This is a genomic window from Bartonella sp. AP88XZML (assembly GCF_042195565.1).
GTDB lineage: Bacteria > Pseudomonadota > Alphaproteobacteria > Rhizobiales > Rhizobiaceae > Bartonella.
Genome location: NZ_JBHIOQ010000106.1, coordinates 1 through 25,524, shown reverse-complemented (window position 1 = coordinate 25,524; position 25,524 = coordinate 1). Strand labels below are relative to the sequence as shown.

Sequence of the window (25,524 nt, the reverse complement as noted above, 5' to 3'; positions counted from 1 at the left end):
AAATGATACAAAGGCTTATGAAAAATAATTTTCGGGTATCAATTGCTCAATTAAATCCTATTGTCGGTGATATTGAGGGGAATTTTTCTTTAGCTGTCATGGCGCATCAAAAGGCCAAAGAAGAGGGGGCAGATCTTGTTTTATTCACGGAACTTTTTATAAGCGCTTATTCGCCGGAAGATCTTGTTCTAAAACCTGCTTTTACAAAAACATGTGAAGAGACTGTTGAGAAATTAGCAAAGATAACCGTAGGCGGACCAGGAATTGTCATTGGACTTCCATTAAGACGCAATGGCAATATTTACAACGGTGTCATGCTTCTTGATGAAGGGAGAGTCATTGCCGAAAGTTTGAAGTTTGATTTACCTAATTATGCTGAATTTGATGAAAAGCGTTTATTTTCTTCAGGTCCACGTCCTCAGCCTATTGTTTATCATGGAATTAAATTAGGAATAGTCATTTGTGAGGATATTTGGAATGATTCCTCTCTTAGTACAGAGCTTAAAGATAAAGGAGCGGAAATTATTCTTGTCGCTAACGGATCTCCCTACTATCGTAATAAAACTTTAAGACGTATAGATGTTGTTCATACGCAAGCTCTACAATCTGGGGTGCCAATTATTTATGCTAATCAAGTTGGTGGTCAAGATGAATTCGTTTTTGATGGCGGGTCTTTTGCCTTGAATGGAGAAGGAAAAAAGATATTTCAAATGAAACACTTTGATAGCCATATTGCTTTAAGCCATTGGCAAAAAACAACGACGGGATGGCACTGTATTTCAGGTCCTAAAGAAAGTCTTCTCAATGGATTAGCGGCCGATTATCAAGCTTGTGTTTTAGGTTTGAAAGATTACGTTAATAAAAACGGCTTTAAGGATGTTATTCTTGGTCTTTCAGGAGGAATTGATTCAGCCCTGTGTACGGCAATGGCGGTGGATGCTCTTGGTGCTGAGAGGGTTCGCACCATTATGATGCCCTATCATTATACTTCGCAAGAATCATTAAAAGATGCCAAAGAATGTGCTGATCTTTTGGGATGTTGTTATGAAATCATACCGATTGCACAACCTGTTGAGGCTTTTTTAAAGACAATGGCACCTGTTTTTTCAGGGTTATCCTCTGACGTCACAGAAGAAAATCTTCAAAGTCGTATACGCGGTACACTTTTAATGGCGCTTTCAAATAAATTCGGCTCAATGGTGGTAACGACAGGCAATAAGTCAGAAATGGCTGTGGGATATGCAACATTGTATGGGGATATGAATGGCGGGTTTAATCCTCTTAAAGATATTTATAAAATGCAGGTTTATGCATTAGCTGAGTGGCGCAATAAAAATCACTTGCACAATTTGAGAGGACCAGAAGGAATTGTCATTCCATCCAATATTATAGAAAAAGCGCCTTCTGCAGAGCTGCGGGAAAATCAAAAAGATGAAGATTCACTTCCACCTTATCCTATTCTAGATGATATTTTGCAATCTCTTGTAGAAAATGACATGAGTATTGGTGATATTGTTCAACGTGGGTATTCACGGGAAATTGTTGAGAAAATTGAACAGCTTCTTTATAGTGCTGAATATAAAAGGCGACAATCTGCACCCGGTGTAAAAATCAGTTACAAGAATTTCGGACGCGATCGTCGCTATCCTATAGTCAATCATTTTCGCGATAAAAATTGAGTATTATGTTATGGTTAAAGTTCGTTTTGCTCCCTCTCCAACAGGTTATATTCATATTGGCAATATCCGTATTGCGCTTTTCAATTGGCTTTATGCGCAAGCGCATAAAGGAGAATTTATTTTGCGCTATGATGATACAGATGTTGAACGTTCTAAACAAGAATATATTGATGCTATTGCTGTTGATCTTGAATGGTTTGGTATTCAACCAGATTCAATTTATTACCAATCTAAGCGATTTAATCGATATGATGAAGTTGCAGAAATTCTCAAACAACGCGGGCTTCTTTATCCCTGTTATGAGACTGCAGAAGAATTAGAGCGGCGTCGTAAAATCCAGCTTTCACGCAAATTGCCTCCTATTTATAACCGTGCAGCATTAAAATTGACAGCAGAAGAGAAAAAAAACTTTGAATCTCAAGGTCGTAAACCCCATTGGCGTTTTCTTCTTCCTAATTTTGAAAGTGATCCTTTACAAACAAAGCGAACAGAAGTTTGCTGGAATGATGCAATAAAGGGAAAGCAGACGATTGATTTGGCTTCTCTTTCAGATCCTGTTCTTATTCGTGAAGATGGAAGCTATCTTTATACATTGCCGTCTATTGTTGATGATGTAGATATGGCTATTACGCATATTATTCGTGGGGATGATCATATTACAAATACAGGCGCTCAAATTGCTCTTTTTAAAGCTCTTAATGCAGAATTACCGGTTTTTGCTCATACCAATTTATTGGCGACAGTTTTAGGAAAAGGATTTTCAAAACGTAATAATGATCTTTCTATTCGTTCTCTACGGGAAAAAGGATTTGAATCTATAGCTGTTCAATGCCTTGCCGTTTTGATTGGGACATCACAAAATGTACATCCCTATCCCCATCAAGCAGCGCTTTTAGAGCATTTTAATTTACAAGATACATCAAAATCGGTTGCAAAATTTGATATTGCTGATCTTCTTTCTTTGAATAGTCATCTTGTCCATGAACTAAGTTATGAGGACGTTAAAATGCGCCTTAAAAAACTTTCTATTGAGGGAGATAAGGCGGAATATTTCTGGAACGCGATAAGACGCAATATTGATAAAGTCAATGATGCTGTTTTGTGGTGGAAAATCATTCATGATGAACAGAATTTTGATACAGTGGCACTAGAGGATCGTGTATTTGTGCGTCAATCACTCGATTTCTTACCTGAAGGTGCTTTGAATGAGGAAAGTTGGAAAATTTGGACAACAGCATTAAAAGAAAAAACAGGTCGGAAAGGAAAGTTCTTATTTATGCCATTACGTCAAGCACTTACGGGCATGGATCATGGACCTGAAATGGGAAATCTTTTGCAGCTTTTAGGGCGTGAAAAGGTAATAGAAAGACTCTCTAAGAAATAAGAGAAACTTTTAAAAGGCATCTTTTATTTACTTTATGCTTACAGAGAGTAAAGGACGAGTCTATCTACGCGTCTTTATGAGCATGAATGCAGGAATATCATCACCAAATCCAAGGGGCGTGTAATTCTTATTTTTTCGTGAGCGTTGTTGCTCAGATGGCTTCTCCTTATTATTTGCATTTTTGATATATTCTGTTTTATTCTCTTCTACAGATTTTTTAGTGTGAGCAACAGGCTCTTTTGGAGCAGTTTTCTTTGATGATTTTGAAGATTTTTTCTTTACAACAATATCTTCTGTTTGAGCATCGGCTATTAAAGTTGAAAGATCTCCATTGAGCCATTCAATTTTTTCATTACTCATTTCCTCGATGGCATTGATATATTTTTGATCAGCTTTTGTAACGATTGTAAAGGCTTTTCCGCTGCGATTTGCACGCCCTGTACGACCAATTCGATGGATATAGTCTTCAGCATGTGTCGGAACATCATAGTTAAATACATGACTTACAGCTGGAATATCGAGACCGCGGGCAGCAACATCAGAAGCAACAAGAAGTGTAAGTTTATTATTTTTAAAATCAGCTAGGGTGTTCATGCGCGAATATTGGTCCATATCTCCATGAAGTGCCCCTACATTAAAGTTATGTTTGATGAGCGATCTAAAAAGTTCAGAGATATCTCTCTTTCGATTACAGAAAATGATTGCATTTTGAAGCTCTGCACCTTCATTTTGGATCAGCTCTCGTAAAACCGCTCTTTTATCCCATGATTTATTTCCAGATTTGACAAGCCGTTGTGTAATTGTGGTAGCTGTTGAGGAAGCTTTTGTAACTTCAACAGATACAGGAGAATGTAAAAATTGTTTCGTTAGCTTTGTAATTTCTGGCGCCATTGTTGCAGAAAAGAACAAAGTTTGACGCGTAAAAGGGGTTAGTTTACAGATGCGTTCAATATCAGGAATAAAGCCCATATCCAACATGCGATCAGCTTCATCAATCACAAGGATTTCAACGCCCATCAGGAGCAGTTTACCGCGCTCGCAATGATCAAGAAGGCGCCCTGGTGTTGCTATAAGAACATCAGCTCCCCGTTCAAGTTTGCGATCTTGGAGTTCAAAAGAAACGCCACCAATCAAAAGAGCAACATTTAAACGATGATTTATGCCGTATTTATCGAAATTTTCTTCAACTTGAGCTGCAATTTCTCTTGTTGGTTCTAAGATAAGCGTACGGGGCATGCGTGCTCTTGCACGACCTTTTTCAAGGAGAGTGAGCATAGGCAATACGAAAGAGGCGGTTTTACCTGTTCCCGTTTGGGCGATTCCTAAAACGTCTTTTCTTTGAAGGACATGCGGAATTGTTTCACTTTGAATAGGTGTCGGAGATGTATACCCCGCTGATTTCACCGCATTAATAACCTTTGCGGAAAGACCTAAATCATCAAAACTGTTTAAAGATGGTATCATTTTTTTATCAACTGCTCTGTGATTTTAACTGCGCTATCTAAATGATGATTATAACCAATATTCTACACTCTTTAAAAGTGTTAAGATGTTTTCACAAAAAAACTAACTATAACAATCATATACATATAAAACGCATAATACAATCATTAATAGCGAAATTGTTCTGATAAAATGCGCTCATCCCATGAATGATTTGAGTCAAAAAGGATTGAAGCTGTTACTTCTGTTGCCATTGAAATAGTAACTGAATGGACAGATTTAACTTCAATATTATCTGCAGCAGCGTTTACAGGGCGTTTGTCAGGTTCAAGCATATCAAAGCGCACTGTTACTGTATTGGGAAGCAAAGCTCCATGCCAACGCCGAGGGCGAAAAGGGCTAACGGGAGTGAGGGCCATAAGGGGAGCCATAAGAGGTAAGATAGGTCCTTGTGCTGATAAATTATAGGCGGTTGATCCAGCTGGTGTAGCGACGAGGACACCATCACAACTTAATTGTTCCATTCGTACGTTGTTATCAATGGTGATGCGAATTTTTGCCGCTTGATAAGATTGCCGAAAGAGGGATACTTCATTAATTGCAAGCGCCTCGATAGAATCTTGACATTCAGATTTTGCAATCATGCGCAGGGGATGGATTTCTTTTTTATGTGCGGCAGCAATACGATTGGGCAATTTTTTTTCATGAAATTCATTCATAAGAAATCCTACAGAACCTTGATTCATACCATAAATAGGTTTGCCTGTGTTCATGACATCTCGTACGGTTTGTAACATTGTCCCATCACCACCGATTGCAACAACAATATCAGTTTCTTCCAGAGAAGAATGACCATAAACGGAAATTAATTTATGGGTAGCTTTGATAGCCTCCTCAGTTTCTGCGGAAATAAAATGAAAGCGACTTGGTGATGTAGCCATTTAAAAATTATCCTGATACTTATAATTTATGTTGTAACTTATTTTTGAGAGTTTTGAAGTTGTAATAAAAGCTCTTTTTATAATAAAAAGAGCATTGAATAAAGAGAAGTTATTTCAAGGTAAAGTATCATTAAAAAGTAAAAGGAATGCGTCGTTAGATAAATTACAAACGAGTAATTTTTTTATTAGAATGATAATTTAGCATTGAAGCTAAGAGTATGATTAGTTAAAAGACCATAACTGATTTTAATAATCAGTGTGAAGCACCCGTAGCTCAGCTGGATAGAGCGCTGCCCTCCGAAGGCAGAGGTCACAGATTCGAATTCTGTCGGGTGCACCAAATTCTTCAACTTCATATCATCCTAAATAACAATATTACCTAAAAAAAAGCCAATTTCCTCTTTTATGAAAATGGTCATTTGAGTTGTTTATTAAGTTTTGTAGCGAATAAGCAAATAATTTCAAGAGAAGTAAAATTTACGGCTGCGTATATAATTTTTCGGTTAGTCATTTTGAATATCGAGATAAAAAAGCAAGATTATCTAAATATGCTTTCAATTTAACTATAAACATTTATAACATAAAAATACATATTAATTCAATATGTTATTGTACAACTGATCTGGCGATGTTGACAGTAGATCGCTAAATATATTGTTTTGAGCATTAAAATAAATAGCTAAATTTGCTTTTATTCTATTTTTGGAGTTAAAGGCTGTTATGGTGATATGGAACGCGGATGAGGAATATCACCAGTTAAAGGAATAATAAGGGGGAAAAAACAACCGTCAAGATTTGAATTGTTTCAAAATGCTGTATTTGATATGGTTATCTGGTAATTTCTCTATACACCAATATTGCCAGTTATGTTGGATGAGGGATTGTTTAGCTTTAATCAACTTTCTTATATACCGAACGCTAATTATGGTGGTTATTTAGTTGGGAGTATGTTCTTTACGTTTGGCAGAATTGGGATTATATCTCTTGCTCCTCGCATACTATCTTGTGCAGCTATAGTAATGAGTGCACTTATTATTTTCATGGCATTAACACTTAGTCCTTTTGATCCGTTTTGTTGCTGGTGAATGATGGTTTTGGGTTCTATGATGGTCATGCAGCATAGCCATAATGGGCGGATTATTTCTTCGCTTTAGGCAGGTATAGGAGTTGCTATTCTCCTAGGTAATGAATATGTTATTATTAGCTTGAATATGACAACTATATCAAAAAACACCTCCGTTATTTCTTCCATTGCAAATGAAACCGCTCCTGTTAATCAGAAAAAAACATCCAAAATATGAATAGATCAATTAAATGGATTTCGTGACTGGTCATGTATATATATATATTATCGCATTCGTGCTTTAAAAGATTTTGGTGATGTAAAAAAGGCGGTCTAGATGCTTTTATTGAAAATGAAAGAGCAATCTCTCTCATGATGGCAATTGCTGGGTTGCTGATAATGCCGTGTTGTAACATCTAGTCGTGTTTATGAAAATACAAGGGGCTATGGCAATACTGCCATTGGTGGCTATGTCTATGGCAATACCCTTATATGTAATAAAACCTATGTGTATTTTGGTGCTCATGTTTATGACAATGCTCATCTTTTTTATAACGGTTGAGTTTATCATTATGCGTGGGTTTATGGGAATGAAAAATTATCCGGTAGTGCACGTATTCATAGCAATGCCGCGGTTTATGATCATGCGGTTGTTAGGCAAGGTTTACGGCAATGCTAGCATGGGGTATCATACTGATGGGTATAGCTCTGTTTATGGCAATGCAAGAATAAAAAGACATAGCGATTTATATTCGGTTCCCATAAATTGTGAGGTTTATGAAAGTGATGATGTTATCAAGATTGATGAACAGAATAAATGACAGACGTGGAGAGTGCTTCTTTGATGGTTATAAACGCATCATAAAAGAAAGCCGTGCCAATTGATATAACGCTGCTTTTAAATAGAGGTACTACAGATCATACAAAAGAAATCAATAATGAATGCATATATACAAAACGTATCATATTGCAAACGCTCTATTCTATTGATTAAAACTGATCAATAGGAACGTAAATGACAGGTATAATATTTAATCACTCATTTGAATTACAGAATCTATAAACACTTTTGTATGGCTATAAAACGTATTAAGAATAACGCTCGCATTTTTGAAGTGGTCATTTGACACAAAGTACATTATCAAAATGTCTCAACGCTTGGTAGGTTCATATCAAGACAATCAAGAGAAAATGCGTATTAAGTGAATATTTGTAACAAAACCCGTTGTTTAAATTTACAAGCATTGGTTTTAAAAGCAGCTTTTCAGAAGACAATAAACAACCGCTTTTTATAAAATCTAAGGCTTTTAAACTGTTATAAAACCTAGGTTTCAAACGTTTTTATAGAGATATCATTTTGTGTCTCTAAACGTTTAAACGTTCATTTAGTGAGGTTCTCATAAGCGTATTTTTACTTTGCATTTAAACTTAACTTCTCTGCAAATAAGCCGGTCCATATTTGGGCTGGCAAAATTAATCAGCCCAAATTTGAGCTCGTTAACTTTAGAGTAGAGCAGTCTTTAATATTGTCGCTTTTAACTCAAAATTGAGTAAAACACCATGCCTTTGTAATATGATTGCCATCCTTTTGAAATTTATCTACTTATCTTTGTCTTAATAAGTATCCTCAAATTTGAGGGGACGTCATTTGGTTTCGTATTTTTAAACTGTAACTTTTAAAACGTTTTTTGCTTGTTTGCCTGCGTTATATCATTAAAAATCTTTTGATTTCTACGACATAACATTATCAATTTCATTACCTGTTGTGATGATAATATCTATATGATGTCTGCTTATTATTGACTAACTTTTTAGTAAGCGCCGCTTTAAAATCGACTTGTCTTTAAATCCTTTTATGTGCCCTTAATGAATTAAAACCTATTCTATGATAGTTTCAAATGATTATTTCTTTTAAGGTTTAGCTCAAAAAAAGAGTAAACCCCATACCATTCTTTAAACGCATGCAATTTATGTTATCGATAATTTCAAACGATTACGTTTTTAATAATGCGATTTGTGTGTGATAAAAACGTATCATAAAATTTATGAACTGTTATGAATGATAGCTGCGTTCACTTCATTTGAATGTTTACATGCGTTATAACATTTGCATCATGATTTGCGTTTTATGGTCTATCCATACATGGTAATTGTTTATGAAAAATGGTTAATTAAATCACGTATAAAAGTGTAGATTTTAAATGGGATTCATATAAAATAATTGCATGCAAACTATTGACTTTATTATATTTTTTTATGAATAAGATTCCATCTCGTTTAGACGTTGCAAAAGAAATCACCAAAGACCTTATTGATAAGATTCTTCTCTTACACGGCGTTATCACTTTTGTTTGCAAAAATCTGCTTCGCTTTTGACTTTTGATATGGATACAACCTCTTTTGAGGTAGAGCAAAGAATTTTTTAATCATGGAGAGTGCAACAGTGTTCTTCAAAAATCTTGATTGGTTTGTTGAAAAAATTAAAGAGGTAGATAATTATTCAGCATGTTATCAACTACCAGATTGTGAAGTACAAATTCTTTATAATGACGCAATTATCAAAGGTTATCCGTAAGTTGATGTTGGAGTTTCGATTAGTACTGGTATTTTAGCTGCTGCCTATGGTAATTGATCCCTATCAATTCTCAGCACTTACAAGATCTACAACTTGATTTTTATAAAAAGGGGTTGAGAGTTTGTGAAGAAGAAATATATGCGGATTGGTTGGAATTAAGCGGGATTATGTCTTGAAATAGGCGATAGAAAAAATTGATCTTCATAAATGCTTTTATTCCAGATATGGAGCACCACCTTGGCGATAGAGTGAAGTTGGAGGGCACATAAAGGTTATCAAGGTAGATGATGCAGATTATAGCTTACTTCATATTGGTGCACTAGCTTTATTGGGTGATGTTGCAACCTTACAATCTTATTACCAAATTTTCAGTACAGAGGATCATTTAGGCTTTGATGAAAATACCTAACAGATTCATTTTGAACGTGCATTGGCTTTAGTCAAAGAAGTAGTCAAATCTAAGCAACTCAGCTACGCTTTCATTGCAAAAGTAGTAAAAAATATGAACCATCTGGAAGAAAAACAAAGTTCTTAATAAGAGCTTTCCAGAGAGGTGGAGTTTCATTCTTGGAAGGAAAAAAATAGCTAAATTTATCGAAACAAAAGCTAAGGAATAGTTCCTTAAGAAATATCAAGAAGATCTAAAAAGATTATAGGAGCCAGAGTCTGGTTTAAAGATGCCATCATCAGTTGAGTTAACTCAACAATGGTGGAGTTTTATCCATTGGCGGAAATCTGATGTTTGAAAGAGGCTTTCTTGATGTGAAGGTAATATTGTAATAAATAATTATTATAAATCAATATGTTGTATATATTCATTGTTTTGAGGTTAATGACCATTGACAAATAATTTTGCACCATTTTCTCTCTTCCAGCTTTTCGTCAATCATCAATGAAAATTTTTTATAATGGAAAGTTCATTGATAATATAACTTTTGTATGTCATTACTTTACGCTTAAAAAAAATATAAAAATAATGAAATGCAATTGAGTTATCAACTGCTTATTCTTTTCAATTTTTAATCATAAAAAAATCTTTTTATTCATTTTGCTTATAAAAAGAATTAGCTTTTTTCTGGTGATACAAGTGGAGAAATAAGGATTTTAGATATGTTTCGGCGTTCCATTTCAATCACTTTAAAGTGTAAACCATCAGTTTCAAAGCTTTCTCCCTCATTTGGTAAATGACCAAACTGCCAAAGCATAAAGCCTGCCAGAGTCGTATAACGATCTGCTTCATCCACAAGGTTACGCCCAAGATAACCACTTAAACGGCGGATATCAGCATATCCCTCAACAAGAAGACTGCCATTTTCAAGTTGTTCTGCGATCATGAGTTCTTCATCGTCATCAGGAAAGTCTCCTGCAATAGCTTCGAGAATATCGGTTGGTGTTGCAATTCCTTCAAAAGATCCATGCTCATCAACAATAATTGCAAGCTGAATCGAAGAATGACGTAATTGCTCCATCAATCGTAAAACACTTGTATTTTCATGAACAACGAGGGGTTCTCGCATAGCTTTTTTCCAATTAATCTTTTTCCCCTCAGCCAAATTCAAAAGAAGATCTTTTGTCAATGCAACGCCAACAAATTCATCCACTTTTTCACGCGCAAGAATTAAGCGGCTATGTTTAACCTTTTGTAATTCTTCACGCATTTCATTTTCATCAGCATTTAAATCTAACCACTCAATCTCATTACGCGGCGACATGATAGAGCGAACAGGGCGATCAGCTAAATCGAGAACACCACGAATCATCTCCTTTTCTTCTGGTCTAAACAATTCAGAAGCTGCGGCCTGTTCAGCAATAACATCTACAGTCTCAGCAAGGTGACTATCTTTGCTTCCTCCTCCTAAGAGCCTCAAAACAGCATCAGCTGTTCTACTGCGTAGATCATTCGTTTTAATCATTTTTTCACGGTTACGACGTCCAATTTGATTAAAAGCTTCGATAAGAACAGAAAAACCAATAGCAGCATACAAATACCCTTTTGGAATATGAAAACCAAATCCTTCAACAATGAGAGTAAAACCAATCATCATCAAAAAACCAAGACAAAGGATTACAATAGTGGGATGACGATTAATAAAACGCATAAGAGCACCAGATCCGCACATCATTACTCCCATAGCAGCTATGACTGCGATATACATAACTGCTGCCTGCTCTTTTGCAATCATACCTGTTGCGGTAATAATACTGTCTAGTGAAAAAACGGCATCCAGCACCACGACTTGGACGATTACTTGCCAAAAAACAGCATAACCAACGCCTGTTTTTCTTTCATGTGATACTCCTTCTAACCTTTCATGTAATTCTAGCGTTCCCTTTGCGAGCAAAAAGGCTCCACCACCGATTAAAATAAAGCTATGCCAACTAAATACAAAAGATGAAAGTGAAAGAATTACTCTATCGAGTCTCATAACCCATCCAATAACGGTAAGAAGAAAAAGCCGCATAATTAATGCTAAAGTAAGACCTATAAAGCGTGCGCGGTCACGCAAATGCAGTGGCAATTTTTCAGCTAAAATTGCAATAAAGATAAGGTTATCTATTCCTAAAACAATTTCGAGAAAAACCAGCGTGATCAAACCAAACCACGCATGGGGATCAGTGATCCATTCCATCATTCCTTACCTTTTAGAAGCTTAAAAGCGCGCGATTGACAAAAAAAATTCATAGGCTTTTGTTCGTATATTGGATCATGAACATTGAATGTAAAAAACTTATATTCAAAGAAAAAAACAGCACAATATTGCTTGAATGCATGTGATTTTTGATAAAACAAAATGATGCCCCATCCCGCTTACAACCACAAGAAGGTTCATCTAATTTTCGCTCGGGCATTATGCTCGATAATCCTCTAACTATAGGTTCTGTATAACAATCAGAACATTTATTTATAAAGCTTCCTATAATGGGTTTATTTTTATATAAGATCAAGTGGTGAATATCATATTTTTAACCTTACAGACAATGAGTTTATATAACAAACAACAAAATATCTGGACATCTATCCTTAGGAGCGTTATAGAAACGCTCATTCTCGTCTTTTGAGAAGCTTATGGGTGATTAGCTCAGTCGGTAGAGCAGCTGACTCTTAATCAGCGGGTCGTGGGTTCGATCCCCTCATCACCCACCATTTTATTTTATACCGTAAATAACTTATTGATTGCGTAATTTTTTTTAAGGTACGAGTTGCTAAATAAAATTGGGCAGTAGGATTTCCCCATATCTGTTTGTTTAAAAGTGAAGATTGTTGATATAGCTTAGTCATCGGTGTTTGTACTTTTTAGGGGACTCAAAGAACTTCCAAAGGACATTTAAAGATCTTTTAATGCGTATTGTTTCTTTTTTTAAGTTGCAATTGGTAAGGAGAAGCCTCTTACCGACAATTGTGTTATTTAAAGGGGTATAAAAATCAACAGTTTTCACTGCTTTTAATATAAATTGATTAAATTTTTTTGGATTTTTAGCATATTGTTTAAAGACAGAAGAAACTTTACACTTTAGTTGTGTCAGCAGCATGGATATTTTTTGATAACTCTCCCGCTTAAACAAAAAACTTCTGTAATAATCATCAGTATTCCAAGAGGGTAAATCAAGATAAAATAAAGTAGTTATCTGGACATACATAGTAGTTATATGGATATACAAGTAATAAAATTAGATCAGTTTAATTGTTTAAAGCTAATACCTGTTAAACGAAAGACAATAAACTTTAATGAGGCTTAAAGTTTTAAAATATTAAGCTGTGTGGTTTTACGCTATGCTGTCTTTCCGTTAGCTAAACCTCTAAAAATATAAATATTAAGAAAGCCACTCAGATTCATTATAATATATTGATTTATAAAGAATTGATTATTCTTTGTTTGAAAAAACTTTACTATCATAAACTTCTTTTGTTTCAATCCCTCTTATAATAAATTAATTAAAATCATTCATTTGTGCATCATAAATGGGATTAACGTGTGGATAAAGCCTATTGAAGAAAGGCATAAAAATAATTCTTATTAATGTTCTTAAGTGCTAAAAGTTATCATAACATTGGAAAAATAGTATAATGGCGCAGGCTTGCTCTTTTATTAAGTATAAAGATGTTGGTGCAACAATAGCTTTACTATTATACCATTTACGGGTATTGTTGTGTAATGGAGAAGAGCGTTGAGAGAGGTTTCTTAAAAAAGATATGTAAATTGGTAACACGATGGTGTTTTGTTCTTTTATAGGTACATAAAAAAGAAGTCATTGATAGCCTTTTATTTATTCAGGTGGTGTTTTGGGGGCTCTTTTCCAATATTGTTGCGCCTCAAAAATGACGACCACAAATAATGAAAGGATGAGGGGTATAATCAAATAAAACATTCTAAAGACAATAAGTGCTGCAATAACATCGGTTGGATTTATATTGGGCATGCCTGTTATGAAGAGAGCTTCAAGAACTCCTACTCCTCCTGCTGGAGCATTAGAGAGAAGAGTTATCGTAAAAGATGCTAGGAAAACACCAAGAACAGAGATAAAATGAATATCTGCGTTATGTGGGAGAACAGCATATATAATTCCTGCTGCTCCTAAAAGCTCTAGAGGGCTAATGAGAAGCTGTTGAATAACAATTTTCAGTCGTGGATAGGAAAGTTGAATTTTCTTCCCCAAGCGTAAGGGTTTTAACTGAAGCCAGCTGCCAAACGTATAAAGTGCTATACAGCTGAGTAAAATTGCTCCAGCCGTTGTTCCGAGCCATTCAGGAAGTTCTTTATGAATGAGGGTGATAATTTCGGGTTGCAGCACCAAAACGATTCCCAAAAGTAAGATTGTGCCGATTACAAAAGTAAAAGAGCAAAAACCTACTAATATTGCGATTTCTGTTCCGTTTAATCCTTTCATTTTATAGGCGCGATAGCGTACAACGGCACCAGAAAAAACTGAAGCACCGATATTGTGTGAAAGAGCGTAGGTTGTAAATGAACATATAGCGATAAAAATCCAAGAAATTTTATGGCCTAGATGTTGCAAGGCAATTCGATCATATCCAGCAAGAGCAGCATAAGCTAGGAGAGAACATAAACAGGCTAATAACCAGTGCTGTGCATTTAAATTGCTCAAGCGCTCCAATACATCCCCAAATGAAATGGCAGAGAGCTTCATGTAAAGAATTCGAATAGATACCAGCATTGCTAAGATACCAATCAATGGCCATATAAATTGCTTTATTTTCACGATTCTGTATCCATTTTATGTTTTCTGTAAATTTTCATGATTGAGCATATTCCTTACAGATCTTCGTTCTGTTATATACTCTATAATGCCATTGGCAATTTCTTCATCATCTGTTACTACAACATCAGCACCTAAATCAATGAGATATGTTGTTTCTGTGTCGGATAATGCATGTGTGATTATCTGGATATCTTTCTTCATATCACGGATATTCACGATACATTCTCCTACTTCAATGGTACTTCGCATTGTAATAACAACTTTATGTGCATTATTTATATTTGCTGCGTTCATTATTTCTTGTTGAATGATATTGCCGCAAATAGCCTCAAAGCCATCTGCAATCGCTTTATCAGAGAGGCGTTTTGATTCTTCTACGATCACTATAGGTTCACCTCTATTTATTAAAGATAATGCAACACACTTACCGATACGACTATAGCCAATAATTACGATATGGTTGTTTTTTAAGGTCATCGGTAAAAAATCTTGGTCAGGATCTTGTGGATCAATATCAATAATTGTTTGGGTATTTTGTGAAGATGCAGAATTTTTTTCTAGACGTTTTTTAATTTTATTACAGGCAATGAAAACAAGAGGATTGAGCAAAATAGAAAAAATTGCTCCTCCAAGAATTAAATCATGAGCGTCATTGTTTAAAAGTCCTAAGCTTAAACTTAAACCAGCAAGGATAAAGGAAAATTCTCCGATTTGGGCAAGGCTTGCAGAAATAGTCAAAGCTGTTGCATTAGAATAGCGAAAAGCTTTAACGATGAAAAAGGCAACAGCAGATTTTCCGATTACGATAATGAATAAGGTTGCTAAGAGAGGGAAAAAATGAGTTAAGAGTTTCTCGGGGTCAAATAACATGCCTACAGAAACAAAAAAGAGAACAGAAAAAGCATCGCGCAGTGGTAAAGATTCTTCCGCGGCACGGTGGCTTAATTCTGATTCGCTCATGACCATACCAGCGAAAAAAGCACCAAGAGAAAGAGAAACTCCAAATAAATGAGCGGCTCCGAAAGCTACTCCTAATGCAATAGCAAAGACGCTAAGACGAAATAATTCACGTGATCCCGATTGTGCGCTCATTTTTAAAAGCCATGGGATAACGCGTCGCCCAATGACGAGCATAAGTGCAATAAATACAATTACCTTCAGGATGGTGAGACCAAAAATACCCCAAATACTTAAATCCAACCATTGAACAAGAGGATCCAACGCTTCTTTTTTGCTATTGCTGAGGGCACTTGCCAAGGAAGGGATGAGGACAAGTATAAGGACCATTGCTAAATCCTCAATAATCAACCATCCAACGGCAATGCGTCCTTTTTCTGTTTCAATAAGATGACGCTCTTGCAAAGCACGTAGCAGGATAACGGTACTTGCTATGGATAAAGCAAGACCGAAAATCAAACTACCACTAAAGCCCCATCCCATAATCAGACCAAGGCACAAACCTAGAAAAGTAGAAAATGCCATTTGTGCAATAGCAGCGGGGACAGCAATAGCTTTGACAGATAAAAGGTCTTTTAATGAAAAGTGGAGCCCAACACCAAACATCAGCAAAATAATACCAATTTCAGCAAGTTGATTAATGATGACGGAATCTATTTTAAATCCGCCTGTATTGGGTCCCACAATAACACCAGCTAACAAATAGCCTACAAGGGGGGAAATACGTAAACGGCTAGCAATCATTCCCAAGAGAAATGCTAAACATAAGCCTGCAACAATAGTTGTGATAAGTGGTGTGTCGTGGAGCATGGATTATTTACTATTCTTGATCAAAAAGCGAATGAATGAAAACGACTATATTTCTATGAGAAGAGAGGCGAGATGTACCATACGCATTAAAGGGCATTTTTATTTCACTTTGATATTTGCACGATTATTTCGCTCACGCCACCAATTTCCTAGCAGGAGTAAAATAGGAGCAGCAATAAAGATAGAGGATGATGTTGCAATAATAATCCCAAAGACCATGGGTAATGCAAAATTATGAACAGCACTTCCACCCCATATCGCCATGGGGAGCATCGCAAGAATTGTTGTGGCTGATGTAAAAAAACAACGTACAAGAACCTGATTAATTGACAGATCAATCAGCTCGCGCAACGGCATTTTTTTATAAAGACGCATATTTTCGCGCATCCTATCATAGACGACAACTTTATCATTTATAGAATATCCAACAATTGTTAAGAGTGCGGCGATAGCCGTTAAATTAAAATCAAATTGAAATAAAGCAAAAAAGCCAATCATTTTTGTGGTGTCTAGAATGAGAGTGATAATTGCTCCAATGGCAAAGAACCACTCGAAGCGTAACCATATATAGAGAGACATGGCAATAGCCGCAAGAATAACAGCAGTAAAAGCAGCTGTGGCAAGCTCACCTGAAATTTTGGGACCAACAACTTCTATTTGATCGAATGTGGTATCGGGATAGATATTTTGTACAGCTGTTTTGACCTTATCAATGGCGGTGGTTTGTTGTGCTTCGCCACCGCTTTGTTTCTGCATGCGAATTAATACGGTATTTTCGTTATCAATATTTTGCAAGGTAATTTCACCAATATTAAGAGTAGAAAGCTTGGAACGCAGAGTTGCTAGATCTGCTGGTCCTTTCGTGGTAATACTCATTTGGCTTCCGCCAATGAAATCAATACCAAAATTCAATCCAGGCTTAAAAAAGAGAAAAACTGAAGCCATTGATAAAACAATTGAGACGCCAATACCAATGAAACGTGCTTTCATAAAGTGGAAAGTTGTGTTTTGTGACATGATGTTGAAAGCAGAGTGAATATGCAATTTTTTAATTTTCCATTTACGAACGATCCAAATCATGATGATGCGTACAATGGTGATATTTGTAAACATGGAGATGATAATACCAAGCAACATTGTTACGGCAAAACCACGAACGGGGCCGGTCCCGAACCAAAATAGTAAGACGGTCGCTATAATTGCTGTAACATTTGCATCAACAATGGTTGCAAAAGCGTGTTTAAATCCACGATCTAGGGCTGCAAAAGCACCCACACCTTTTCGACTTTCTTCACGGATACGTTCATTGATAAGGATATTAGCATCAACGGCAATACCGATACCTAAAATAATACCAGCAATACCAGGCAGCGTAAGCGTAGCTCCCAAAAGACTCAGTGCAGCAAATGTTAAAATTGTATGCAGAGCTAGCGCTATATTGGCAATTAATCCCCAAATACGATAGAGAAGAAAAATAAAAATTGCAACAAGAATAAAGCCAATTATGCCGGTGTAAAGTCCCATTTGGATGGCATCAGCACCAAGATTTGGACCTACAGTTCTCTCTTCAATGACCGTGAGTGGTGCGGGGAGGGAACCAGCACGAAGCAGAGCAGCCAGAGTTGAGGCTTCTTTGGGGTCAAAGTTTCCTGTAATTTGACCTTGTCCATTGGGAATGACGCTATTGATGGTCGGAGCGGTTAAAACCTTATTATCCAGAACAATGGCAAAAGGACGGTTAATATTTTGTCGTGTTATATCAGCAAATATTTTTGCGCCAGCGGAATCTAGCGTAAATGAAATAATGGAACGTCCTGGTATTTGGGGGTCAAAACCTGCACGGGCATCTTTCAGGACATTTCCATCTAAAGAAATTTGATCATAAATTGCATAATGTTGTGTTGCATCAGTGTATCCAGGGAGAATAGAAACACCTATAGGGGGATTATTGGGGTCCACATTAGAAGGAACAAGATGAAAACTCATCTTAGCGGTTGTTCCTAAAAGATCACGCAGTTGTTTTGGATCTTGTAGTCCAGGCAATTGGACCATAATACGATCATTTCCAACCTTTTGGATGGCTGGTTCTGAAACACCAACTTGATCTATACGACGACGGATGATTTCTAAGCTTTGTTCAATAGCATTGCTGACACGGTCTTTTATACCAGCTTCTGTTAATGTGACGCGGAGAGTTTCATTTTGAGCACTGATCGTGATGTTATGTTCTGTTGTGCCAAAGCTACTGTGTATGGGGGTTATTAATGTTTTCAAAGCAGAGAGTGCTTTTTCAGTTTGCGATGGGTCAGAAATAAGGGCAATAACGCTATCTTCAACGATACGCACACTTGAGGTGCGGATTTGTTTTTCACGCAATACATTGCGCACATTGCTTAAAACTATATGTAACTGATCGCGTTTTAACGTTTTGCTATCAACCTCGAGCAGGAGAGAAGAGCCTCCTTGAAGGTCAAGACCAAGTGCTACACGGGTGTCGGGTAAGAATTTCGAGTTTTTAACTTGTTCGTGTGAAAATAAATTGGGTAAGGCAACATAAATGCTGCTTAAAAGAATAAAACAATAAAGGGTAGTTAACCAACCAGGTGTACGCATGATATATTCCGTAAATAGGCAATCTAACAGTTATTCAAAGTTAAAAGCACAAGTAAAATAAGATGATCGTTTTTATATTCAAGGAAGAGAATTAAGTGTGTTCATTGGGAGGAGCGCGTTTATTTGAGAAATATTGTGTTTTAACGTTACGAAATCGTGTGTCAACAGCTGGAATCCTTATTAAAAAGAAATCCAATGTTAGGATTTTTTGAAAGGTCCTCATAAAAATAGATTCTGTATGGAGTGTTACAAGTTTTTTGTTTTCAGTTGTGGTAACATTCACCTGATCACACTTATGATGTAAATCAAATCTATTCGTTTTAATGACATTATTGGTGTGTGATTGTTTGATTAAATAAGCACGCGTTTCTAGGTTGCTCGTCAAGAATACACCTAAACTGGATAGAAAAATCCAGGTTGTCAAAGGAAAAAAATCTTCTTTTTTGCAATAAAGGTGCAAAAAAAACATGCTAGAGTGCCTTCTTTAATCTTATTGAGTTCAGCTTATTTATCATTCTTTGTATCTTATTATCAGTATTATAGGATAAGGGAAAGCTTTTATAAGATTATTCTATAAAAGTTGAAAATATCTGCTTTATACCATATTTAAAAGAGAAAAATAAAATCCCTTTTGTGCTCATAAGGTAGATATGTATTCATTTTGTAGAAAAAACATCCACATACTTTTCCTTCTTTTGGGAATTATCTTTGTATTTAATTCTGGTGCATGGGGTAATAGGGGGGCGCAAAATACAATTGTCGAACAAACGATAGCTTCTTATTCAGTTGATGAAATTATTCTGCAACAACAGTTGATTATTAAGACTCTTGAAGAAAATACTGAAACTTTAAAAAGAGATTTTGACAGAAAGCCAGAAGATGAGCGTGCTTTAGAAGAATTACGGTTACGTGCACAAGATATCAGTGAACGTGCTATTGAGGCAGCATTTGTTTTGCGTCCTCCTCTTAATGAGATTAACACACTTCTTGATCAATTAATGGAGCTCCATCGTGACGTGAAAAAACTGAAAAGCTCTGTGAAGGAATATTCCTATTTGATAGAGCAAAAAGCTAAAATTAACAGTATCATGCTTCGTTTTGAAGCAATTTTCTTAGCGGCAAATAGAATAGCTGAACTTTCTATTTCTCAATCTCGGGAGCTTTTTAAACGCACGCTTACGTATAGGCTTGAGTTTTCGATTCCGATGGTTAAACATCTCGTCCAAAAAACAAAAGAGGCTTCATCAGATTTTCTTGTGTTGTTAAATTCTTGGTGGAATTTTATATTTTACTTCAAGTTTTTACAACTATTTCTTTGCTTTTTAATTCCACTTTTTATTACTTTGGGACTTTCGTATTTTTCTCAAAAAGTTCTTGTTCATGTGTATTGCCACTTTACGAAGTCTAATGAGGAAATATCTTATTTACAACGCTTATTGATCGCCTTTATTTCAGTTCTCTTACCTTCACTTGTATGTATTCTTTGCGTTTATCTTGTGTTGTTTTTGTTTCGTAGTTTTAACTTAGATCTAGGTAAGCTTACAACAGTTTTTGATATGATAGGTTGTCAAATTATTTTATTATTTTTAATCAATCGATTAGCTGTTGTTCTTCTATCATCGAATAGGCCCCATGTGCGTCTTCTCAGTATTGCACCATCGTCTGCTTATCAATTAGTGATTTTACTCACGTCTTTAGGGGGTATTTTGGCATTTGACGCTGTTCTTGATAGTATTTATCAAATCATTTCAGCGCCTCTATCTTTGACAATTGCTAAAAGTTTTATTGCTGTTTTTCTTGTAGCGATATTGCTATTTATAATATCATTTGTACCTTTGCGGTTTAGACGTAGGCGTGTTCAAGAAGAAAAAAAAGAGCCATACTTTTGGCCATTTTATATACGCATTCCTCTTATTGGCTTGGGGTTACTGCTCTTTGTATTGAATTTTTTAGGTTATGTTGGACTTGCGCGTTTTATTACGCAGCAAATTATGATTGATGGAGCATTTTTAGTTCTCATGTATTTAGGAATACAAAGCGCTCAAGCACTTGGAACTAAAGACCAATTTATGAAAACAACGGTTGGTCATCTTTTGATGCAGAGGTTTCATTTAGAAGAAAAAACGATGAATCAATTGGGAGTTTTTATGAGCGTTTTTCTCAATTTATTTGTTGTTATATTTTGTGCAATGCCAATTGCTGTACAGTTTGGATTTTCCTATTCTGATTTAAAAGCAGTTTTGTGGCAATCGGTGACCGGTTTTCAGATTGGAAATATTAGTCTTTCTTTGATTTCTCTTGTAACAGGAATTATTTCTTTTTGTGTTTGCTGGTTTCTTATTCGCCGATTTATTGGTTGGTTAGATAATGTGGTGTTGGTTCATGGAGAGTTCGATTCTGGTATACGTAATTCTATCAAAACAGTGATAAGTTATGGAGGCGTTGTTGTATCTGCTTTGACCGGATTATCAATGGCAGGTTTGGATCTTAGAAATTTCGCTCTTATTGCTGGAGGACTTTCACTTGGTATAGGTTTTGGTTTACAGAATATTGTCCAAAACTTTGTCTCTGGACTTATTATTTTAGTTGGAAGACCATTTAAAATAGGAGACTATATAGAATCTGGATCAGTAGGGGGGGTTGTTAAGCGTATTAGTGTGCGTGCAACGGAACTTGAGACCATTCAGCGTAAGACGATTATTATTCCCAATTCAAGCCTTATTAATAACAACGTTAGTAATTGGACACGACGTAATAAAGTAGGACGAATTGATATACCAGTTACTGTATCATCTAAGGTTGCTCCAGAGCATGTTGCTGAAATTTTGTTAGAGATTGCTTCTGCGACAGAAGGCGTTTTAAAAAATCCTATCCCACAGGTAAGTTTTACAGCATTTGATCGTAAGGGTTTTTCCTTTAATTTGGCTATTTATGTGCCTAATATTACCTCATCTTCTCATGTAACCAATGCTCTTCGATTTAGCCTATATAAGCGTTTTGCTGAGGAAGGAATCTTAGAATGCTAAAATATACTTATATTTTGATTACAGTTATTCTATTAAGTATTTTTACCATAACAGCTTTTGCTGCAACAGTGAAGAATACTGATTTAAAGATACAATCTCTTATTGTTGTTGAAGGAAGTATACCTTCAAAAATTTCTTTACATACTCATCAAACAATTACAATTTGTATAAAGGGATGTTTTATAACTTTTCCTAATAAAGACCGTTTTGCAATAAAGGCAGATGATATTATAGAAATCAGTAGGGGAAGAGCAATTTTTAAATAAAATGATTGAGAATTTTTGTTTGGGGACAAGCTTTAGAAGGATAATGATATTGTCGTATTAATAATCTCATCCTTTAGAAAATGGTAAAAAAAGTATGATTTTAGTATAAAATAGATGCTTTTTTATACTATGTAGAATCTACAGTATGCATTTTGGATGTAAAAATATTGAGGTATTTATAATATTGTCAATAAACATCGATTCTCTAAAAATAATTACATCATTTTTAGATTTTTTTGCGGTATTTTTGATACAAAATGTTTTATACTTCATCCTTTTAAAAATATAATATGTATTTTTATTAAATATTTATTATTGAAAGTATTCATTATTCTAATATTTTAAAATTTATTTGATAATATTAAATTTTGGTGTAATAATATATTATTATAGTGTAAATTTAAATGTAAATATAAAGGAGTACATGCAATTTTACAGCATAAGATTTTATAAAACTTTGTTTTTCTAAATGTGATTTTTGATTATATAAATTTAGCAATGGGGTATAATTTTATGAATACAAAATTTATAACAGCATCTGTTTTTTCTTTGATTTCACCTTCTATAGTACAGGCTGCAGATGTGGTGGCTCACGAAGAGCCATTACATGTTGCCTCAGAAGTTGTTGCTTCTTCACCTTTTTCTTGGGCAGGTTTTTATTTCGGGGGGCAAGTTGGTGGCTTTTCAAGTAAGACTTCTGCAATAACGCGTGATGTTGATATTCCTCTCTATCCCGATGAGGAGAGTAAAAGTAAACCATGGGTGCCTGTCGAGAAGCAGTATATGCCTGAGCTTTCTGGATTTATAGGTGGTTTTTATGCGGGTGTTAATTTTGATCTCGGTAATAATTTTATTGTGGGGATTGATACGGATATGCTTTTAACGGAAAAAAAGGATACAAAAACAAGATTTCAGGCTGATGAAACGAGTGTAGGTGGTCCTGACACTGGTGGATCGGGCACTGAAGGATCGGGTACTGAAGGATCGGGTACTGATACTGAGGAATTAGGTACAGAAGGAAAAAGTCGAAAAAAGGCAAAACTTGTCAGAAGACAGGGTAGAGACTTTTCTCGCTCTTCTGCAGAGGATAAAGAAGAGAAAGACAGTTTAACGTTTAATCATACGTTAAAACAAAAATGGACAGGTGCTACACGGGTGCGTGTTGGGTTTTCTGCGGGGCATGTGATGCCTTATATTGCTGGTGGTGTTGCTTATGGACAGTTTCAAGATATTTTGTCGACAGTAATTACGGGAGGTGAGCCATTTAATAGGACATCGGATGTAACAAAAACGATGATTGGTTATACTCTCGGTGGTGGTGTTGATTTTGCAATGACAGATCATCTTGTTGTGCGTGCGGAATATCGTTACTCAGATTTTGGTAAAAGGAAATTTAAAGACGAGATTGAAGTTAAGTATAAGACGAATGATTTTCGCGCAGGAATAGCTTACAAATTCTAATTTTGTAGGATAAAGGAGCTTAAATTTAAGAGGTCCTATTTCTTCGATAGGGCCTTTATTTTTTAATTTTATGCATTGTAAACACTATTTTATGGTGAAAAAAGGGGGGCTTTGACTTTGAGTGAGAATGAGGAGGTAAGGAAGAGTTACTCAGATTCTTAATTGTTAAGAATAAAAAATTTTTAGTTCACGAGGTGTGGTTGAAACATTTGTTGGCAAAGAAGGATTGCTTCGTCTTTCATATTATTACAGTTATCACTTTATAATACCGTTATAGAGTTGCAAACAGTAAACTTAAAGAGAGTTTTTACTATCTAAGTAATGAGAAAATAAAGAAAATTCACATAGAGTGGTGCGGACGGCGTGCACGTTTGTGTAACAATTTTTTCTTCCCTTAGAACTCTCTAGAGTATCACTTGATAGCACAGTTTATCTTTTTTCTATTTAATAACTAATTGTTTTTATTTTATTTATTAAATTGCCTTTTATATATAATCTTCGTACCAGATGAAAGTGCTCCAAGTGTAATTCAAAAGGTGTTTTTAAAAAGGTGGTTCGAAGAACGTGATAGACTGTCTGTCTTATCTGTAAAAAATCTATCTAAAGGAAAATATGCTGACAGAGCTGGTTTATGGCTTATCAAAACTACACCAGATCAAGGATGATGGGTTTTTAGGTTTGACCTCAATAAAAGACGACGAGAAATGGGATTAGGCTCTTGTCGCAATGTATCTTTAAAAGAAGCACTGTTCAAAGCTTTAGCTTGTCGTGATCTTTTAGATCAAAGAATTGACCCGATTCGCCGAAAACAAAAAGAAAATTTACGTCGAGCAGGGGGGCTTTCTTTACGAGAAATTGCCTCTAGTGCTTTTGAAGCGAAAAAAAACGAATTGAAAAATGAAGGAAAAGCAGCAAGCTGGTTAACACCTCTTGAGTTACATGTTTTTCCTAAACTTGGTGATACACCAATCATTGAACTGACGCAAATTGATATAAAAGGATGCATTTCTCCCATTTGGAAGACAAAAAACGAAACAGCAAGTAAAGCTCTATCCCGCTTGAATATAGCTATAAAACATGCGGTGGCACTTAGTATAGATGTGGATATGCAATTAAAAGCAAAAGCTTTATTAGAAAAGTTTATTCAAAATACCCCAAATATTCCAGCTATGCCATGGAAAGAAATGCCTAAGTTTTTTCAATCTTAAAATGATGAGCTTGTATCACATCTAGCTTTAAAACTTCTTATTTTGACGGTTTTTTGTTTTATACCAATCAGGCATATTCGATCAGAAGAGATTTATGGATCAATATGGATTATCTCAAAAGAAAATATGAAGAGAATTGTTGGAAAGGTTTCTGATTTTCATGTGCCGCTTACAGCTGAAGCGCTTGCTGTTATTGAAAAAGCAAAAAAATGGTTTTTTATTTGTTGAGAGTTTTGGAAAGCCTATATCTGATGTAGCACTTCCTAAATTCATGAAAGACAAAGGTTTTGATTATAGACTTCATGGTTTCAGATCGATTCTGCGGGACTGGATAGCAGAGACAACGTCAACACCATTTGAAATTGCAGAATCTGTTCTTGCGTATTCAGTTGGGAATTCAGTGACAAAGGCTTACATGCGGACGGATTTTTTAGAATAGCGCCGTGCCCTCTTAGAACAAGGGGCGTCTTTTATATCCGGAGAGGCTTGATAATTGTTATGTCTATTGTCGCGTCAGGTGTCTAAGAAACACTTAAGCGATTAGCGGATAGATTACGATATAATCTCTCTTTCCTCGCTTTAAAAGCGGGGAGGGGGTAAAGCTTTCAGTTTTTGGTTAGCCACTGTTTAAAATGTGCAAAGACATTGTCTATTGCATCCATAAGACGAGCAAAATAAAGGATAACCATAAAGAGGGATGAATGCCATCCATTTTATCAAGCGAGACATCATTTTCACGCTTTTGTAGGTCATGATGATTTCTTGAAGTATTTCTTTTTCTGCTTCTGTAAGCTCTATATCGTCTTGTGTTTTTTTTCTAGCCATGTTTCCACCCACACACGCGTTCACCTAGATTATTGTGCTTTAAGATCTCTCTT

Annotated in this window: 15 protein-coding genes, 2 tRNA genes and 2 pseudogenes; 11 read left to right on the top strand and 8 right to left on the bottom strand. The window is 35.6% G+C overall.

Translation table 11 applies throughout. The features are described 5' to 3' along the window. Positions 1–17 precede the first annotated feature (17 nt). Both ACFIK2_RS09850 and gltX read left to right on the top strand, forming a co-directional pair. A complete protein-coding gene (locus tag ACFIK2_RS09850; protein ID WP_375634724.1) occupies positions 18–1,679 on the top strand; it encodes an NAD+ synthase in 1,662 nt (553 codons plus the stop codon). Positions 1,680–1,689: 10 nt separating this feature from the next. Further along, on the top strand, positions 1,690–3,063 hold the full coding sequence (gene gltX, locus ACFIK2_RS09845) for a glutamate--tRNA ligase (protein WP_375634723.1): 1,374 nt from the start codon (positions 1,690–1,692) through the stop codon (positions 3,061–3,063). Positions 3,064–3,123: 60 nt separating this feature from the next. Here the strand turns inward: gltX and ACFIK2_RS09840 are convergent, their stop codons facing one another. After that, positions 3,124–4,527, bottom strand: a complete 1,404-nt coding sequence (locus ACFIK2_RS09840) for a DEAD/DEAH box helicase (RefSeq protein WP_375632806.1) — start codon at positions 4,525–4,527, stop codon at positions 3,124–3,126. A 146-nt stretch (positions 4,528–4,673) separates the two neighbouring features. Further along, on the bottom strand, positions 4,674–5,447 hold the full coding sequence (locus tag ACFIK2_RS09835) for an NAD kinase (protein ID WP_375634722.1): 774 nt from the start codon (positions 5,445–5,447) through the stop codon (positions 4,674–4,676). Positions 5,448–5,710: 263 nt separating this feature from the next. On the opposite strand from ACFIK2_RS09835, the gene ACFIK2_RS09830 reads away from it, so the two are divergent. The 4 genes from ACFIK2_RS09830 to ACFIK2_RS09815 all read left to right on the top strand — a co-directional run bounded on the left by ACFIK2_RS09830 (position 5,711) and on the right by ACFIK2_RS09815 (position 9,494). Further along, positions 5,711–5,787 (top strand) — tRNA-Arg (locus ACFIK2_RS09830). Between the two features lie 526 nt (positions 5,788–6,313). Continuing rightward, entirely contained in the window at positions 6,314–6,532 is a 219-nt protein-coding gene (locus ACFIK2_RS09825; RefSeq protein ID WP_375632810.1) for a YbfB/YjiJ family MFS transporter, read from the top strand. 424 nt (positions 6,533–6,956) lie between these two features. Beyond that, complete coding sequence (locus ACFIK2_RS09820; RefSeq protein WP_375634721.1) at positions 6,957–7,331, top strand: hypothetical protein; 375 nt, start codon at positions 6,957–6,959, stop codon at positions 7,329–7,331. Between the two features lie 2,019 nt (positions 7,332–9,350). Beyond that, positions 9,351–9,494: a DUF6990 domain-containing protein gene (locus tag ACFIK2_RS09815; protein WP_375634734.1), complete on the top strand. Its 144-nt coding sequence runs from the start codon at positions 9,351–9,353 to the stop codon at positions 9,492–9,494. Positions 9,495–10,149: 655 nt separating this feature from the next. Here ACFIK2_RS09815 and ACFIK2_RS09810 read toward each other — a convergent pair. Next, positions 10,150–11,718, bottom strand: coding sequence for a TerC family protein (locus ACFIK2_RS09810; protein WP_375612149.1), 1,569 nt, complete (start codon positions 11,716–11,718; stop codon positions 10,150–10,152). A 436-nt stretch (positions 11,719–12,154) separates the two neighbouring features. On the opposite strand from ACFIK2_RS09810, the gene ACFIK2_RS09805 reads away from it, so the two are divergent. Continuing rightward, positions 12,155–12,230: transfer RNA gene (locus tag ACFIK2_RS09805), tRNA-Lys, on the top strand. Positions 12,231–13,351: 1,121 nt separating this feature from the next. Here the strand turns inward: ACFIK2_RS09805 and ACFIK2_RS09800 are convergent. The 4 genes from ACFIK2_RS09800 to ACFIK2_RS09785 form a co-directional block, all read right to left on the bottom strand. Next, entirely contained in the window at positions 13,352–14,305 is a 954-nt protein-coding gene (locus tag ACFIK2_RS09800; RefSeq protein WP_375613484.1) for a YbhN family protein, read from the bottom strand. A 15-nt stretch (positions 14,306–14,320) separates the two neighbouring features. Next, the gene (ybaL, locus tag ACFIK2_RS09795; protein ID WP_375629655.1) at positions 14,321–16,072 is read right to left on the bottom strand and encodes a YbaL family putative K(+) efflux transporter; all 1,752 of its coding nucleotides are present in this window, start codon (positions 16,070–16,072) and stop codon (positions 14,321–14,323) included. 99 nt (positions 16,073–16,171) lie between these two features. Then, complete coding sequence (gene secD / locus ACFIK2_RS09790) at positions 16,172–18,685, bottom strand: protein translocase subunit SecD (protein WP_375677244.1); 2,514 nt, start codon at positions 18,683–18,685, stop codon at positions 16,172–16,174. Positions 18,686–18,776: 91 nt separating this feature from the next. Continuing rightward, a complete protein-coding gene (locus ACFIK2_RS09785; protein WP_375677243.1) occupies positions 18,777–19,154 on the bottom strand; it encodes a hypothetical protein in 378 nt (125 codons plus the stop codon). A 181-nt stretch (positions 19,155–19,335) separates the two neighbouring features. Between ACFIK2_RS09785 and ACFIK2_RS09780 the strand changes: the two genes are divergently transcribed. The 4 genes and pseudogenes from ACFIK2_RS09780 (at position 19,336) to ACFIK2_RS09765 (ending at position 25,085) form a co-directional block, all read left to right on the top strand. After that, entirely contained in the window at positions 19,336–21,711 is a 2,376-nt protein-coding gene (locus ACFIK2_RS09780; protein ID WP_375677242.1) for a mechanosensitive ion channel domain-containing protein, read from the top strand. Beyond that, entirely contained in the window at positions 21,705–21,977 is a 273-nt protein-coding gene (locus ACFIK2_RS09775; RefSeq protein ID WP_375677241.1) for a hypothetical protein, read from the top strand. Before ACFIK2_RS09780 ends, ACFIK2_RS09775 begins: the two co-directional genes overlap by 7 nt. A 513-nt stretch (positions 21,978–22,490) precedes the next feature. Then, the gene (locus ACFIK2_RS09770; protein WP_375677240.1) at positions 22,491–23,438 is read left to right on the top strand and encodes an outer membrane protein; all 948 of its coding nucleotides are present in this window, start codon (positions 22,491–22,493) and stop codon (positions 23,436–23,438) included. A 536-nt stretch (positions 23,439–23,974) separates the two neighbouring features. Next, positions 23,975–25,085: pseudogene (locus ACFIK2_RS09765) on the top strand (tyrosine-type recombinase/integrase). Between the two features lie 166 nt (positions 25,086–25,251). Here the strand turns inward: ACFIK2_RS09765 and ACFIK2_RS09760 are convergent. Further along, a pseudogene (locus ACFIK2_RS09760) lies at positions 25,252–25,471 on the bottom strand (hypothetical protein). Positions 25,472–25,524: the final 53 nt, after the last annotated feature.